Source organism: Pseudomonas sp. OV226, from assembly GCF_003148705.1.
Lineage (GTDB): Bacteria > Pseudomonadota > Gammaproteobacteria > Pseudomonadales > Pseudomonadaceae > Aquipseudomonas.
Genome location: NZ_QGGS01000004.1, coordinates 108393 through 124584, shown reverse-complemented (window position 1 = coordinate 124584; position 16192 = coordinate 108393). Strand labels below are relative to the sequence as shown.

At 60.3% G+C, this 16192-nt stretch carries 16 protein-coding genes; 8 read left to right on the top strand and 8 right to left on the bottom strand.

The window, feature by feature from the left end:
- Positions 1-36: 36 nt before the first annotated feature.
- From C7534_RS09100 to fdhA, 3 genes are all read left to right on the top strand, one after another.
- Positions 37-669, top strand: a complete 633-nt coding sequence (locus tag C7534_RS09100; RefSeq protein ID WP_046029889.1) for a sarcosine oxidase subunit gamma — start codon at positions 37-39, stop codon at positions 667-669.
- Between the two features lie 185 nt (positions 670-854).
- Complete coding sequence (gene purU / locus C7534_RS09095; RefSeq protein WP_077431146.1) at positions 855-1712, top strand: formyltetrahydrofolate deformylase; 858 nt, start codon at positions 855-857, stop codon at positions 1710-1712.
- A gap of 204 nt (positions 1713-1916) precedes the next feature.
- Positions 1917-3116, top strand: a complete 1200-nt coding sequence (gene fdhA / locus C7534_RS09090; RefSeq protein ID WP_007947729.1) for a formaldehyde dehydrogenase, glutathione-independent — start codon at positions 1917-1919, stop codon at positions 3114-3116.
- 142 nt (positions 3117-3258) lie between these two features.
- On the opposite strand, the gene C7534_RS09085 is transcribed toward fdhA, so the two are convergent.
- Genes C7534_RS09085 through C7534_RS09075 form a run of 3 tightly spaced genes read right to left on the bottom strand, consistent with a single transcriptional unit; the run spans position 3259 to position 5221 of the window.
- Positions 3259-3933: an anti-sigma factor gene (locus tag C7534_RS09085; RefSeq protein ID WP_046029892.1), complete on the bottom strand. Its 675-nt coding sequence runs from the start codon at positions 3931-3933 to the stop codon at positions 3259-3261.
- The gene (locus tag C7534_RS09080) at positions 3930-4574 is read right to left on the bottom strand and encodes an RNA polymerase sigma factor (RefSeq protein ID WP_077431148.1); all 645 of its coding nucleotides are present in this window, start codon (positions 4572-4574) and stop codon (positions 3930-3932) included. Before C7534_RS09080 ends, C7534_RS09085 begins: the two co-directional genes overlap by 4 nt.
- 56 nt (positions 4575-4630) lie before the next feature.
- Positions 4631-5221: a fasciclin domain-containing protein gene (locus C7534_RS09075; protein ID WP_109785581.1), complete on the bottom strand. Its 591-nt coding sequence runs from the start codon at positions 5219-5221 to the stop codon at positions 4631-4633.
- Between the two features lie 215 nt (positions 5222-5436).
- On the opposite strand from C7534_RS09075, the gene C7534_RS09070 reads away from it, so the two are divergent.
- Entirely contained in the window at positions 5437-5997 is a 561-nt protein-coding gene (locus tag C7534_RS09070; protein ID WP_046029896.1) for a DUF2780 domain-containing protein, read from the top strand.
- Position 5998: 1 nt separating this feature from the next.
- Here C7534_RS09070 and C7534_RS09065 read toward each other — a convergent pair whose 3' ends face one another.
- Positions 5999-6886 (bottom strand): acyltransferase, encoded by an 888-nt coding sequence (locus C7534_RS09065; protein ID WP_109785580.1) that lies wholly within the window; start codon positions 6884-6886, stop codon positions 5999-6001.
- A 299-nt stretch (positions 6887-7185) separates the two neighbouring features.
- Here C7534_RS09065 and rloA2 point away from each other — a divergent pair, with 299 nt between their 5' ends.
- From rloA2 to creD, 4 genes are all read left to right on the top strand, one after another.
- Positions 7186-7689: a retropepsin-like aspartic peptidase RloA2 gene (gene rloA2 / locus C7534_RS09060; RefSeq protein WP_046029899.1), complete on the top strand. Its 504-nt coding sequence runs from the start codon at positions 7186-7188 to the stop codon at positions 7687-7689.
- A 74-nt stretch (positions 7690-7763) separates the two neighbouring features.
- Positions 7764-8444, top strand: coding sequence for a two-component system response regulator CreB (gene creB, locus C7534_RS09055; protein ID WP_109785579.1), 681 nt, complete (start codon positions 7764-7766; stop codon positions 8442-8444).
- The gene (creC, locus tag C7534_RS09050; RefSeq protein ID WP_046029902.1) at positions 8444-9862 is read left to right on the top strand and encodes a two-component system sensor histidine kinase CreC; all 1419 of its coding nucleotides are present in this window, start codon (positions 8444-8446) and stop codon (positions 9860-9862) included. The genes creB and creC overlap by 1 nt, the downstream gene beginning before the upstream one ends.
- A 93-nt stretch (positions 9863-9955) precedes the next feature.
- Complete coding sequence (creD, locus tag C7534_RS09045) at positions 9956-11323, top strand: cell envelope integrity protein CreD (protein ID WP_109785578.1); 1368 nt, start codon at positions 9956-9958, stop codon at positions 11321-11323.
- A gap of 222 nt (positions 11324-11545) precedes the next feature.
- Here creD and C7534_RS09040 read toward each other — a convergent pair whose 3' ends face one another.
- The 4 genes from C7534_RS09040 to C7534_RS09025 form a co-directional block, all read right to left on the bottom strand.
- Positions 11546-12175: a glutathione S-transferase family protein gene (locus C7534_RS09040; protein ID WP_109785577.1), complete on the bottom strand. Its 630-nt coding sequence runs from the start codon at positions 12173-12175 to the stop codon at positions 11546-11548.
- A gap of 88 nt (positions 12176-12263) precedes the next feature.
- A complete protein-coding gene (locus C7534_RS09035; protein WP_046029906.1) occupies positions 12264-12443 on the bottom strand; it encodes a hypothetical protein in 180 nt (59 codons plus the stop codon).
- Positions 12440-13570, bottom strand: a complete 1131-nt coding sequence (locus C7534_RS09030; RefSeq protein ID WP_046029907.1) for a PepSY-associated TM helix domain-containing protein — start codon at positions 13568-13570, stop codon at positions 12440-12442. Before C7534_RS09030 ends, C7534_RS09035 begins: the two co-directional genes overlap by 4 nt.
- 73 nt (positions 13571-13643) lie before the next feature.
- Positions 13644-16070, bottom strand: coding sequence for a TonB-dependent siderophore receptor (locus C7534_RS09025; protein WP_109785576.1), 2427 nt, complete (start codon positions 16068-16070; stop codon positions 13644-13646).
- Positions 16071-16192: the final 122 nt, after the last annotated feature.

Here is a 16192-nt window from a genome sequence, read left to right as displayed (position 1 = left end):
CAGAGCGTGGGAACGATCATTCAGGAAAGGTGCTTTATGACCGCAGCCAATGTTTACCAACAACGCCCGACCACTGGGGCCAAGGCCGAGTCGTCGCTGCATCACGCAGGCCTGCAAAGCCTGGTGGGCAAGGGCCGCAAGAACGCCGGCGTGACCGTGCGTGAGAAAAAACTCCTCGGCCATCTGACTATTCGTGGTGATGGTCATGACGCCGCGTTTGCCGCTGGCGTACACAAGGCGCTGGGCATCGAACTGCCGGGCGCACTGAGCGTCATCATCAAAGGCGAAACCAGCCTGCAATGGATGGGGCCGGATGAGTGGCTGCTGATCGTCCCGACCGGTGAAGAATTCGCCGCCGAGAAAAAATTGCGTGAAGCGCTGGGTGACCTGCACATCGCAATCACCAACGTCAGCGGCGGCCAGCAGATTCTTGAACTGAGCGGCCCGAACGTACGTCAGGTGCTGATGAAATCCACCAGCTACGACGTGCACCCCAACAGCTTCCCGGTGGGCAAGGCTGTCGGCACCGTGTTCGCCAAGTCGCAACTGGTAATCCGTCATACCGCCGAAGACACCTGGGAACTGCTGATCCGTCGCAGTTTCTCGGATTACTGGTGGTTGTGGTTGCAGGATGCGGCGGCCGAATACGGGCTTAGTGTTCAGGCCTGAAGAACGCTGAACTCCCTGTAGCAGCTGCCGAAGGCTGCGTTCGGCGACGAAGTCGTCGTGAAACTTGCGGCGGTATTTTTTCAGACGGATCCGGGATTCAGGGTTTACGACGACTTCGTCGCCGAACGCAGCCTTCGGCAGCTGCTACACGGGCCAGGTTGCCCACAAAAAGGAGTCACCGCACTATGAGCCGCGCCCCAGACACATGGATTCTGACCGCCGACTGCCCAAGCATGCTCGGCACCGTGGACGCGGTGACCCGCTTTCTGTTCGAGCAGGGCTGCTACGTCACCGAACACCATTCCTTTGATGACCGGCTCTCGGGCCGTTTTTTCATTCGTGTGGAGTTTCGCCAGCCCGACGGCTTCGATGAACAGTCGTTTCGCGCAGGTCTTGTCGAGCGCGGTGACGCCTTCGGCATGCTCTTCGAGCTGATACCGCCGCACCATCGACCGAAAGTGGTGATCATGGTCTCCAAGGCCGATCACTGCCTCAACGATTTGCTCTATCGCCAACGCATTGGCCAGTTGTCGATGGACGTGGTCGCCGTGGTCTCCAATCACCCGGACCTCAAGCCGCTGGCCGACTGGCACCAGATTCCGTACCACCACTTCCCGCTGGACCCGAACGACAAGCCGTCACAGGAGCGTCAGGTCTGGCAGGTGATCGAAGAGTCCGGCGCCGAACTGGTGATTCTCGCCCGCTACATGCAGGTGTTGTCCCCGGAGCTGTGCCGCAAGCTCGATGGCAAGGCGATCAACATTCATCACTCCCTGCTGCCCGGATTTAAAGGCGCCAAGCCTTATCACCAGGCCTACAACAAGGGCGTGAAACTGGTCGGCGCGACGGCGCATTACATCAACAACGACCTGGACGAAGGGCCGATCATTGCCCAGGGCGTGGAGGCTGTTGATCACAGTCATTACCCGGAAGATCTGATCGCCAAGGGGCGGGATATCGAAGGGCTGACCCTGGCCCGGGCCGTGGGTTATCACATTGAGCGGCGGGTGTTTTTGAACGCCAATCGCACCGTCGTTCTTTAGATCGCCATCGCGGGCAAGCCCGCTCCCACAGGGTTTGGGTCGTTCACAAACCTTGGGCCCACCCAGATCCACTGTGGGAGCGGGCTTGCCCGCGATGAGGCCAAAACAGACAACGTAAGACAAACAGCAATAACCCGAGCAATCAACGCGCCGCCGACCCATGGCGACGCGACCGCTACATAAAAACAACAGCGAGGTGAAAGCATGTCTGGCAATCGTGGTGTGGTGTATCTCGGCAATGGCAAAGTCGAAATACAGAAAATCGACTATCCAAAAATGCAGGACCCGCGCGGCAGGAAGATTAACCACGCTGTCATCCTGCGTGTGGTGTCCACCAACATCTGTGGTTCCGACCAGCACATGGTGCGTGGCCGTACTACCGCTCAAACCGGCCTGGTACTGGGCCACGAGATCACCGGTGAAGTGATCGAGAAGGGCAGCGACGTCGAAAACCTGCAAATCGGCGACCTGGTCTCGGTGCCGTTCAACGTGGCTTGCGGGCGCTGCCGTTCCTGCAAGGAAATGCACACCGGTGTCTGCCTCAGCGTTAACCCGGCGCGTCCGGGCGGTGCTTACGGTTATGTCGACATGGGCGACTGGACCGGCGGCCAGGCTGAATACGCGATGGTGCCGTATGCCGACTTCAACCTGCTGAAACTCCCGGATCGCGATCGCGCGATGGAAAAAATCCGCGACCTGACTTGCCTCTCAGACATCCTGCCGACCGGTTACCACGGCGCCGTGACGGCCGGTGTCGGCCCAGGCAGCACCGTGTACATCGCCGGTGCCGGCCCGGTCGGCCTGGCCGCGGCGGCTTCTGCTCGCCTGCTGGGTGCTGCGGTGGTAATCATCGGTGACGTCAACACCGTTCGCCTGGCGCATGCCAAGGCTCAAGGTTTTGAAATCGCCGACCTGTCCCTGGACACCCCGCTGCACGAACAAATCGCTGCATTGCTGGGCGAACCGGAAGTGGATTGCGCCGTCGACGCCGTCGGCTTCGAAGCCCGCGGTCATGGCCATGACGGCGTGAAACACGAGGCTCCGGCCACCGTGCTCAACTCGTTGATGGGCGTCGTGCGTGTTGCTGGCAAGATCGGTATTCCGGGCCTGTACGTGACGGAAGATCCGGGCGCTGTCGATGCCGCCGCAAAAATGGGCAGCCTGAGCATCCGCTTCGGTCTGGGCTGGGCCAAATCCCACAGCTTCCACACTGGCCAGACGCCGGTGATGAAGTACAACCGCCAACTGATGCAGGCGATCATGTGGGACCGTATCCACATTGCCGATATCGTCGGTGTTGAAGTCATCAGCCTGGACGACGCGCCACGTGGTTATGGCGAGTTCGATGCGGGCGTGCCGAAGAAATTTGTGATCGATCCGCACAAACTGTTCAGCGCGGCGTAAGCCCCCACGCAAAACAAAACGGCGACCTTCGGGTCGCCGTTTTTTATGGCTGAGATGATCGTTCCCACGCTCTGCGTGGTAACGCCTCCTGTGACGCTCTGCGTCCCGGGCTGCATTCCCACGCGGAGCGTGGGAACGATCATTAAAGGGCCGCCAACGCTCCTTGATATAGAACGGGTCCCGTTGGTTGCCCCGTCGGCGAACCACCCTTCGGCTCAAGACTGACCGCCAACGCAATCGGTTTGCCAATCAGCGCCTTCTGCACGTCGCTCAGTTCAACCTTGCCTTTACCGCCCGCCGGAATTACCCCAAGGGAAATCGGCTTGCCATCCGCTGGAATCGCCCACAACTCCAGACTTCGCCCCGGATCAACCGCTGCCAGCGTCAGCGGCTCAACGTTCAAATAATCCTCATGCGCTTCAACCTTCAGCGCAGGCTGCGCGTCGGCAGTCAGCAGCGTGGCGCTGTAACGCGCACTGTCGCGGTTATAAATCACACCCAACGTCACGGCGATCACCAGCGAGCAAACCGCCGCCGTCACTCGTAACCAGCTCCAGAACTGACGTTTTTCCGGCATGTGCAGCACTTGCGGCTCAATCCGCGCCGTAATTCCCTGCCACACCCGATCTGGCACCGGCTGCTCGGGCAGCGCTTCGGTCAAACTGGCCAGGCTTTCCTGCCACTGCGCTAATTCCGCACGAAGCGCCGCGTCTTCCAGCAACAGCTGTTCGAAACGCCGACGAGCGGCAGAGGGCATCAAGCCAATGGCGTAATCGGCGGCGAGGGCGCGGCGCAGGGTCGGGGTTTGATAGTTCATGATTCAAGGCACCTGCGCAGTCGCTCCATACCGCGGCGGATCCAGGATTTCACCGAGCCCAACGGCGCGGCCAGGTGTTCGGCGAGCTCAGAGCAGGACAACCCCTGAAAGTAAGCCACGGTGATCGATTGACGCTGCATGCCGTCGAGGCTTTCCAGGCAGCGGTTCAAGGCGTTGGCCTCACGGGCACTGCTGAGTTGTTCGTGGGCCGATGGGCTTTCATCCACCAGCGCCTGTTCTTCAAGGTCACTCAACGGCCGGTCGCGGTGTTTGCGCAACTGATCGATCGCCTGATGACGGGTGATGTTGATCATCCAGGTCAGCGGTGCCGACAGATGCGCCTCGTAGCGCGAGGCGTTGTTCCAGATGCGCACAAAGCTTTCCTGCAGCACTTCTTCAGCTAGATCCGGCCGCCCCATGAAACGCAGCGCTACGCCATGCAGGCGTGGGCCGACGCTGCGGTAAAGCGTCTCGAAAGCGCGGCGGTCACCCAGTGAACACTGGGCCAACAACTGCCTGAGCTGATCGGCGTCGGCGGTGGAAATAGCAGTTCTCCAGACAGTCGAGGGTGCGGTGGTGGGCTGCGTGCGGGGCCGGTTGCAGGCAGAGGTTAGTTCACTGCGTGCGGTTGTTCCATTCACGGCCGGACACCTCGAAAAGACCCGCCGACCCCGATGGACGGGGTCGGCGGTATGGCTCAGCCTTTCGGCATCAGCACTTTGTCGATGACCTGAATCACGCCGTTGGACTGGTATACGTCGTAGGTGGTGATGTCGGCGACGTCACCTTTTTCATCCTTGATGGTGATGTTGTGCGGGCCGTTCATCGTCGCCCAGAGCTTGCCGCCGGCAACGGTGGTGAGCTCGGTCTTGCCGCCCCCAGCCTTGATCTTCTCGGCCAGAGTCTTCATGTCGAGCGTGCCGGCGACCACGTGGTAGGTCAGGAGTTTGCTCAACGCGGCTTGGTTTTCAGGTTTGAGCAACGTATCGACTGTCCCTGCGGGCAGGGCCGTGAACGCCGAGTTGACCGGGGCGAACACGGTAAACGGACCTTTGCCTTTGAGGGTCTCCACTAAGCCTGCGGCTTTCACGGCGGCGACCAGGGTGGTGTGGTCGGCGGAGTTCACCGCGTTATCGATGATGTCCTTGCTCTGCATCATGCTTTGGCCGCCGACGATAACAGCGTGGCTCGTGTCTGCCGCTTGCACGGTGTTCAGGACGAGTCCGCCACCAAGGGCCAGGGTCAGCAGGCTGGCAATCAACGGCGTTTTGATCGATGTGTGTTTCATGGTGATGATCCTCGTGAAGGGAATCGGCCAGGATTGTCTGTCCGTGCTTGATATACGCGGGCGGGGCCAGACTGGATGCAGCGCCGGTGCATTCTTTTTCGACTGTTCGTCAGGGGATCGCCAAGGCTTGGAACAATCCCCCGGGATGCCAGTCCAAACCACAGTTTTTCGCCGCCCATTGCCGGGTGGTTTTCATGGCACATGAGGATGTCTGGATGAAGATTTCACGCGGTTTTGCACTGGCTTCGCTGATGTGTCTGGCGGCCAGTCCGGTCTTTGCTCAGTTCAGCCTGTTCGATGCGGCCAATGCCCTCTCCGGCACGCAGGCCGATGACGCCGCCGCGTCCGCGCCGACTGCGACGACCGCGCAGACGGCCGGTCTGCTGAGTGCCCTCAGCCAGTTAAACGTGACGCCAGAACAAGCCATTGGCGGTGCCGGGGCGATGCTCGGTCTGGCGAAGAATCAATTGAGTTCGACCGACTACTCGGAGTTGTCCAAAAGCGTGCCCGGAATCGACTTACTGTCCGGTGGCGGTGAACTGGGTGTCCTCAGCGGCTTGCTTGGCTCGTCCGGTCAAGCGGCAGGTCTGGGCAACGTCTTGGGCAACGTGAATAACACCAACGACCTGAACAGTGCCTTCAGCGCGTTGGGCATGGACACTGGCATGATCGGCCTGTTTGCCCCCGTGCTTCTGCAATTTTTTGGTCAGCAGGGCGTCGGCGGGTCGCTGCTGACAAACCTGGGCGGGATCTGGGGCGCAGGCACCGGTACCTGATTCAGCGGCGTTCGGCGCGCAAGGCGTCGATGCGCTGGTCCTTTTCGATCCAGAGCTGGTTGACCCAGTTCTGGATTTTTTCGCGAAACAGCGGATCGTTTTCGTAATCACCCTGCCACAACGCCGGGTCGAGTTCGCGGGTCTTGATGTCGATGATGACCCTCGGTACGCCGCCACTGATCAAATCCCAGAACCCCGGAATCGTCGGTTGCGGGTACACCACCGTTACATCGAGGATGGCGTCCAGCTGTTCACCCATCGCTGCCAGCACAAACGCCACCCCGCCGGCCTTGGGCCGCAGCAGGTGAGTGAAGGGTGATGGCTGCTGAACACTTTTTGCTGCGGTATAGCGAGTGCCTTCCAGGTAATTGACCACTGTCACCGGCTGACGCTTGTACAACTCGCATGCCGCTTTGGTGATCTCCAGATCCTTGCCGGCCAGTTCCGGATGCTTGGCCAGGAAGGCCTTGGTGTAGCGCTTCATGAACGGATAATCCAGCGCCCACCACGCCAACCCCAGGAACGGCACCCAGATCAGCTCTTTCTTGAGGAAGAATTTGAAGAACGGCGTGCGGCGATTCAGTGTCTGGATCAATGCCGGGATATCGACCCAGGATTGATGATTGCTGATCACCAGGTAAGAGGTGTCGATGCGCAGGTCATTGCCGCCCCGAATGTCCCATTGCGTGGGGATGCACAGGCGAAAGATCAGCTTGTCGATTTCGGCCCAGGTTTCGGCAATCCACATCACCACCCAGGAGGCGTAATCGCGAAAGCGTCCGGACAGGACCCGTTTGAGCAGGGCAAACACCATCATCGGTCCGATCAGGACCAAGGTGTTGAGCAACAGCAGCAGGGTAACGAAACAGCCGGTGAGCAGGCGGCGCATAAGTAACTCTTGGAATCCTTTGGGCGCGCCATGATAAGCAGCTTCGGGCGACAGGCCAAATCAGCGGTGACGAATGTTTCACGATTGGCCCGATATGCTTGAGCGAAATTGGATCTGCCAAGCTGTTGTGCTGATTGATCCGGCCCCATCGCGAGCAAGCTCGGCTCCCACAAGGTTTCGTTGCGTACCCCCAATCCACTGTAGGAGCCGAGCTTGCTCGCGATGCGATCTCAGGAACGAACGAATTGCTCGCTGACGGTCTAAAATGCCGCTGCCCACTCCTCAAGGAAGCCCATTACGTGAAATCCCTTCTTGCACTGCTTTCCCTTGTGGCCCTGCCAGTCCTGGCCGCCGAGCCGACCCTGTACGGGCGTTACGAATACATCGCGCTGCCGGAAATCGGTGGCGAGGTGCTCAAGGCCAAGATGGACACCGGTGCCCTGACCGCGTCGCTGTCGGCCCGGGACATCGAAACCTTTACCCGTGATGGGGAAGAATGGGTGCGTTTCCGCCTCGCCACCAAGGATGCGAGCAACAAGGTCTACGAACACAAGGTCGCGCGGATCAGCAAAATCAAGACGCGCTCCGAGGAAGAGGACGACACTGACGTGGTCGAGCCCTCCAAGCGCCCGGTGGTCGATCTGGAACTGTGCCTGGGCAACGTCAAGCGCACCGTGGAGGTCAACCTGACTGACCGCAGCAGCTTCAACTACCCTTTGTTGATCGGCGCCAAAGCCTTGCGTGAGTTCGGCGCGGCGGTGAACCCGGCACGCCGTTTTACCGCCGACAAACCCGACTGCTGATTTCAGTTGGTCCGATTGACGTGTCGTGAGCCTTGGGGCACCGTTCGCCCACTTCTTTGCCGGGCCAGGACGCCATGCCTCATATCTTGATTGTCGAAGACGAAGCGGCGATTGCCGACACCCTGATTTTCGCGTTGCAGGGTGAGGGCTTCACCACGACCTGGCTGAACCTTGGCGCGGCAGCGCTGGACCATCAGCGCGCCACGCCGGCCGATTTGATCATTCTCGACATCGGTTTGCCGGACATCAGCGGCTTTGAGACCTGCAAGCAATTGCGCCGTTTCAGCGATGTGCCGGTGATTTTTCTCAGTGCCCGCGATGCCGAAATCGATCGTGTGGTAGGTCTGGAAATCGGTGCCGACGATTACGTGGTTAAACCGTTCAGCCCACGGGAAGTGGCCGCTCGGGTCCGGGCGATTCTAAAACGCATGGCCCCAAGAGCGGTGGCCGAGGTCCCATCGGCGCTGTTCCGCATCGACAGCGAACGGGTGCAAATCAATTACCGTGGCCAAGCGCTGACCCTGACCCGCCACGAATTCCGCCTGCTGCAATGCCTGCTGGAACAACCCGAGCGGGTGTTCAGCCGCGAGCAATTGCTGGATGCACTGGGCATCGCCGCCGATGCCGGTTACGAGCGCAGTATCGACAGCCACATCAAGAGCGTGCGCGCCAAATTGCGTCTGGTGCGGGCGGACGCCGAGCCGATCCAGACCCATCGCGGCCTCGGCTACAGCTACAGCCCGGGGCACAGCTGATGCCGCTGGGAATCCGGATTTTCCTGGTCTACGTGCTGTTCATCGGCCTGACCGGTTATTTCGTGCTCAACACCGTGATGGAGGAAATCCGCCCCGGTGTGCGCCAGTCCACCGAAGAAACCCTGGTCGACACCGCCAACCTGATGGCCGAAATCCTGCGCGATGACTTCAAGGCCGGCACCCTCAACCAGAATCGCTGGCCGCAGCTGCTCAAGGCGTACGGCGAGCGGCAGCCGAAGGCGAGCATCTGGGGCTTGCCGAAAAATCAGGTCAACCATCGCATCTACGTCACCGATGCCAAGGGCATTGTGGTGCTGGACTCCAGCGGCATGGCGGTGGGGCAGGATTACTCACGCTGGAACGATGTCTACCTGACCCTGCGCGGCGAGTACGGCGCACGCTCCACGCGCAGTGATCCGAACGATGCAACCTCCTCGGTGATGCATGTCGGTGCGCCGATTCGCGACAACGGTCAGATCATCGGCGTAGTCACCGTGGCCAAGCCCAACAGTTCGTTGCAGCCTTATGTCGATCGTACCGAGCGACGATTGCTGGCCTATGGCGCCGGGCTGATCGGTCTCGGCCTGGTTTTTGGTGCGTTGTTGTCGTGGTGGTTGAGCGCAGCGTTGCGACGGTTGACGGCTTATGCACAAGCGGTGAGTGAAGGCCGACGGGTCGAGGTTCCACACTATCGCGGCGGTGAACTGGAGCAACTGGCGACAGCGGTGGAACAGATGCGCACGCAGCTCGAAGGCAAAGCCTATGTCGAGCGTTATGTGCACACCCTGACTCATGAGTTGAAGAGCCCGTTGGCGGCGATTCGCGGTGCGGCGGAATTGCTGCAAGGTGAAATGCCATTGGCCCAGCAGCAGCGGTTCGTCAGCAATATCGACAGTGAAAGTGTGCGGATGCAGCAGTTGATTGAACGGCTGTTGAACCTGGCTCAGGTCGAGCAGCGTCAGGGGCTGGAAGAGCGTGTAGAGGTGTCGCTGGCCGGGTTGGTGGATGAATTGTTGAAGGCCCAGGCGGCGCGGATCGAAGGCAAGCAGTTGCGGGTGGAGCAACGGATTCCGGCTGGTCTTGCTTTGACAGGCGAGCCGTTTTTGTTGCGCCAGGCATTGGCCAATTTGCTGGAGAACGCACTGGATTTCACCCCGGCCAAGGGGCTGCTGCGATTCAGTGCCGAGCCGGTTGGAGAGCAGATCGAGTTCAAACTGTTCAACCAGGCCGAGGCGATTCCCGACTATGCGTTGCCGAGGTTGAGCGAGCGGTTCTACTCATTGCCGCGCCCGGACAGCGGGCGCAAGAGCACCGGGCTCGGTCTCAATTTTGTCGAAGAAGTGGTCAAGTTGCATGGCGGGACATTGAGCATCGGCAATGTCGACGGTGGGGTTGAAGTGACGTTGCGCATGGCTTAGGGCCGACCCAGTCTCCACATAATCTCCACATTCCCCTCATAAATCCCCCACACAGCCATCCCAGACTCTCCCCATCCAAACAGGGAGAGTCCCATGAACCGAAGCCTGACCCTAAAACTGGGGGCGATTGCCCTTCTGATTCTGTTGTTACTGATCCCGCTCTTGATGATCAACGGCGTGATCCAGGACCGCCAGCAACTGCGCGACGGTGTGCTCGAAGACATCGCCCGCAGTTCCACCAGCCAACAACTGAGCGGGCCGTTGATGGTGGTGCCCTATCGCAAAGTGGTGCGCACCTGGAAGCTCAACCAGAAAACCAACCAACGCTATCAGGAGGTCGGCCTGGAGCGCGGCCGCCTGTATTTCCTCCCGGAGCGTTTCGAGCTTGATGGCCAGATTCAGACTGAACTGCGCTTGCGGGGTATTTACGAGGCGCGCCTGTTCCATGCGGACAACCACATCAGCGGGCATTTTTCGATTCCGGCGCAATTGGGCATCAAGGAAGACTTTGCTGATTACCAGTTCGACCAGCCGTTTTTGGCGGTGGGCATCAGCGACATTCGCGGCATCGAAAACGCCTTGAAGCTGGACCTGAACGGCCAGCCTCTGGACTTCGTACCGGGCAGCCAGGTGGGCTGGCTGGGGGAAGGTGTGCACGTGACGCTGCCGGCGCTGGACGCAAAACAAGCCACTGAACTGGCCTTCGGATTCGACCTGCGTTTGCAGGGCACCGGCCAGTTACAGGTCCTTCCGGTCGGGAAAACCAGCCAGGTGTCTTTGACTGCCAACTGGCCCCATCCAAGTTTTATCGGCAATTTTCTGCCGGCCCAGCGTGAGGTGAACGATCAAGGTTTCACCGCCAACTGGCAGACCTCGTTCTTCTCCACCAACTTGCAGGAAGCGCTGAACAGTTGCGTGTCGGGCGGTGGTTGCGAGGCGTACAACGGGCGCAGCTTCGGCGTGAGTTTCATCGACCCGGTGGATCAGTACCTCAAGAGTGATCGTGCGATCAAATATGCCTTGCTGTTCATCGTGCTGACGTTCGCCGGTTTCTTCCTGTTCGAAGTGTTGAAAAGCCTGGCGGTGCACCCGGTGCAATATGCATTGGTCGGCGTGGCATTGGCCTTCTTCTACCTGTTGCTGCTGTCGCTGTCCGAGCACATCGGTTTTGCGCTGGCGTATCTGTTGTCGTCCGCCTGTTGTGTGTTGTTGATCGGGTTCTATGTTTGCCATGTGCTGCGCAGCGTGCGCCATGGCTTGAGTTTTTCGGCGGGGTTGGCGGCGTTGTACGGCGTGCTCTATGTATTGTTGAGTGCCGAGGACTATGCGCTGCTGATGGGCTCGTTGTTGCTGTTCGGGTTGCTGGGCGTGTTCATGGTGCTGACCCGCAAGCTGGACTGGTACGGGATCGGTCAGAAGACGGCCAAGCCACTGGAGTTTGACTTGGGGGCGGTGCAATGAGCCGGTCGATCGGGTTACGGGAGGATCAGCGGGAAGGGGCGGTGTTGGCGACGCTGATTTTTGAGCTGTTTCCATTAGATCAGGTGTGGTGCCATCGTCGGAACGCCGCCCGGAGCCGGCTCACTCCTACAGGGGATCTTCAGGGAGCAAAGATCAAACTGTAGGAGCGACGGTGCGACGATTCGACCTGCTCGCGATGAGGCCGGAACAGTCAGCGAAAAGCTAAACCTTGGGCATCGTCGCGATCATCGAAGGCCGCTGGCTCACTTCGAAATACCACGCCGCCAATTGCGGGTTCGTCTCGCGCCATTCCAGATCCGGATGGCGCAAGTCGATGTAGCCCAGCGCACAGGCAACGCTGATCGCCGCGACATCGAAATGGCAGGTCAGCTCGGCAATCGCGTCTTTTTCCAGCAGCGCCAATGCGCGACGAATCTTGTCGCGCTGGGCATCCAGCCACTCGTCCCAGTGTTTCTCCGGGGCGCGCAGGACCCGCTCATAACGCACCATCACCGAGGCGTCCATGATCCCGTCGGCCAGAGAGGCCAGGGTCAGGCGCCGCCAGCGAGCCGAACCTTCGCGCGGGATCAGCGGGTTGCCGACGTGTTGGTGATCGAGGTAATCGAGGATCACCCGGCTGTCATGGATGATGTTGCCGTCGGCCAGGCGCAGGGCCGGGATTTTGCCCAGTGGGTTGTCTTCGTTGAGCGTCAGGTCCGGGTTGACGGGCGTGAGCACGCAATCTTGCAGTGCCACGCGACCGGTCTGACCGGTTTCGTGCAGCAGCACCATGACTTTACGAACGAAGGGCGATAAAGCGTTGTGGTACAGGGTCATGCTGGGGGCGGACATGGCAACGTCTCGGTCTGGGTCAGTGCTGGGCAGCATAGCGCGTTGTTGCGCTAGCTCAAGATGGGAGTGGAATCGCTCCCATAAAAGCTCAGCGGCGTTGCAACAGGCCACGCAGCGCGAGAAAAGCGGGAACGCCCAGGCCGAGCCAGCTCAAGGCGTCCCACACGCCATCGCCCAGCAACGCGGCGAACAGCCCGGCCGCGCTGAGCAGGGCGATGACCGTCGGCGTGCCGAAGACTTTCCAGAAGTTTGATTGCCTGGGCTTCATGCGTTCACCTGCTCGCGTTCGAGAGCGGGTTTTACCGCTTTGCGCCGCACCACCCACAGGTAAACCCCGCTGCCGAGCACGATGATGGTCAGCACATCGAGGGTCGCCCAGAGGATCTTCATCGGCATGCCGCCGTAATCGCCGAAATGCAGGGGTTGTGACATGCCCATGGCGTCCATGTACCACGGCCGTTCCGCCACGGCGGTGACTTGCAGGGTGGTCGCGTCGATCAGCACCGGTGTCAGCAGGTGCGACGTCAGGTGCGTGCTGCCTTTCATGAACACCGCGTAATGGTGTTCGCTGGAAAACCGCGTGCCGGGGAAGGCGATGAAGTCTGGCGCCATGCCCGGTGCAACTTCCTCGGCAATGTCGAGCAGGCGAGTCGCCGGCGCGAGGTGCGTCAGCGGTGGAGCGTCGCGGTACGGGGCGACCATCGCGTTGAGGCTGTCGTTGCGCCAGGCGGCAATCAGCAGGTCGGCACAGGCGCTGATAACGCCCGTCACACCGACGACCAACGCCCAGGTCAGCGTGACCACACCGATCAAATTGTGCAGATCAAGCCAGCGCAGACGAGTGGATTTGTCCTGGCGCACGGTGGCGAACGTCAAGCGACGCATGAACGGCAAATAGAGCACCGTTCCGGAGATGATGGCGACCACAAACATCAGGCCCATGAACGCCAGCAGCAACTTGCCCGGCAGGCCGGCAAACATGTCCACGTGCAGGCGCAGCATCACCATCATGAAGCCGCCGTTGGCCGATGGCGTCTCCAGGGCTTCACCCGTGCGGGCGTCGAGCATGAAGGTGTGCGACGAGTTCGGCTCGGTGCCCGCGGTGGCTGCCATGATGGTCAGCACGGCGTTGGGTTCATCGTCCTCGAAACCGAAATACTGCAACACCTCGCCGGGGCGATGTTTTTCGGCGGCATGAACCAACTGCTGCAGATTCAGGTGCGGGGTGTCCGCCGGCATTTCTTTCAGCTCAGGGGCATCGCCCAGCAAGTGGTCGATCTCGTGGTGGAAGATCAACGGCAAGCCGGTCAGCGCGAGCATCAGCAGGAAGACCGTGCAGATCAGGCTGGTCCAGGTGTGGACAGCCGACCAGCGACGAATTGTTTTACTTTTCATTTCCAGACCTCCAGAAATACCAAAGCCGTCCTGAAGAGGACGGCCTGGCCGTGGGGCATGTCAGGTCAGACGATTACCACTTGTAAGTTGCACTGGCGACGACGCTGCGCTGGTCGCCGTAGTAGCAGTAGAAACTGTCGCACGTGGAGATGTAGTCCTTGTTGAACAGGTTGGTGGCGTTCAGTTGCAGGGACGCGCCTTTGAGGGTGTTGTCCAGGCGGCCGAGGTCGTAATGAACCGCGGCATCGAACACGGTGTAGGCGTCAGCCTTGCCCAGTTCGGTGTTGGCCTGGTCGCCGTAGGTGTTGCCGGTGTAGCGAACACCGCCACCCACGCCGAAACCGTCCAGCACGCCGTTGTGCCAGGTGTAATCAGTCCACAGCGACGCCTGTTGGTTAGGCATCAGTTGCAGGCGATTGCCCTTGAAGTCGCCATCTTGAACTTCAGATTTGGCCAGGGTGTACGCGGCAATCAACTTGAGGTTTTCGGTCACGTCGGAAACCGCTTCCAGCTCCAGGCCTTTGACTTTGACTTCACCGGTCTGGCTGGTGATCGGCGTACCGGCAACCGTGGTGGTGACCGAGACGTTTTTCTGGGTCAGGTCGTAGATCGCAGCGGTCAACAAGGTGTTGCTGCCCGGTGGTTGGTACTTGATGCCCAGTTCCCACTGTTTGCCTTCGGTGGGTTTGAACGATTCGGTGGACGAGGCCGCAGCACCAGTCGTTGGCTGGAAGGATTCGGCGTACGACAGGTAGGGCACGAAGCCCGAGTCGAACACATAGCTGATCGCCGCGTTGCCGCTGAAATTCTTGTCGCGCTCGGTGTTGGTGGCGTCGCCCTTGTTGAAGAACTTGGTGCCGGTGTGGACCCAGTCCTCACGTCCGCCGAGGGTCAGGCGCCATTGGTCGAGGGCCATTTGATCCTGCACGTACACGCCGGTCTGGTAGGTCTTCTGATCGTAATCGTAGAACGCGGTGGAGCGGTCCGGACGCTGGATCGGCAGGCCATGGATCGGGTTGTTGACGTTGATCGGCGGCGCGCTGCCGAAGATCGAGAGGTAGTTGGTGTTGCTGCGCTGGTGATCGAGGCCCAGCAGTACGGTGTGACGCACGTCGCCGGTGGCGAAGTCGGCCTGGAAGTTGTTATCCACGGCGAACTGGCTGATGTCTTCATCGACACTGGTGGTGGTGCGACCCACATTGCCAGCGTCATCAACCTGGGTGAACGGATACGAGCCAACGGTGACGGCCTGGAACGACAGATCCGTCTTGGTGTAACGCAGGTTCTGCCTGAATTGCCAGACGTCGTTCAGACGATGTTCGAACGCATAGCCCAGCGCGTAGTAGGTGCGGTCGTAATATTCCCAATCCGGATCGCCGAGGTTCTTGTGATGGGAAATGTCGCCGAACGGCATGTCGATTTTAGTGCCTTGCACCGGCAGGAACTGGCTGGTGATGCCGGTATCGTCGCGGGTGAACTGGGTCAGCAAGGTGAACCGGGTGTCGTCGTTGATGTTCCAGGTCAGGCTCGGCGCAATGTTGTAGCGCTTGTTCTCGACGTCGTCGATCTGCGTATCGCTGTCGCGCACCACACCACTGAGGCTGTAGAGAAACTCGCCTTCGTCATCGATCTTGCCGGTGCTGGCAAAGTTGATCTGGCGCTGGTTGTAGTTGCCGTACTGCAACTGGATTTCGTGGCTGTCTTCAGCGGTGGGGCGGCGGCTGACCATGTCCAGCAGGCCACCCGGTGGGGTCTGGCCATACACCGAGGAAGCCGGGCCGCGCAGCAAGGCCAGGCGATCGAGGTTCCAGGTTTCCTGTTTCGGGGTGGCGTACGTGCCTTTAGGCAGTGGCAGGCCATCGAGGAATTGGGTCGGTTCAAAACCACGAACGCGCAGCCAGTCGGCACGGGTGTCGCTGCCGTAGCTGCTGGCGGTGATGCCGGGCAGGTAGCGCACGGCGTCATCGAGATTCTGCACATTGCGATCGTCCATCTGCTCGCGGGTGACGACCGAAATCGAGCGCGGTGCTTCGAGCAGCGAGGTGTCGGTTTTGGTGCCGGCGGCGGTGCGAGTCGCCAGGTAGCCGTCTACCGGGCCCCAGGCGCTTTCGGTGTTTTGCGTGCCGATGACGGCAGTTTCCGGCAAAGCCAATGTGCCCTCGGGCGTGGCGACCAGGCTGTAGGTGCCGGCGCTGCTTTGTTCCAGTTGCAGGCCGGTGCCGCGCAAGGCTTCACGCAAGGCAGCGGGAGCGTCGAACTGGCCCTTCACCGGTGCCGAGGTCTTGCCTGCCGCCAGCGATGGGTTCAACGACAGCGCCAGACCGGCCTGACTGGCGATCTGATTCAGGGTGCTGGCCAATGGCGCGGCCGGCAGGTTGTAGGCGCGAACGCTGGAGGCCTGTTCAGCGGCGATCAGCTGGGAGCTGGCCAAAGGGCTGCAAAGGGCTATGGCGACGGCCAGCAAGCTGGGGCGCAACAGGGTGTCTAGCAAACGGGACATACAGCGGCTCCTGAATGGAAATATTTCTCAATTGCTTAGGTGCCGCACGAGAATCGAAAAGTGATAGGGCTGGATGAAAATAATTTCGATTCAGCAATTGATCGTTCCCATGCTCTGCTTGG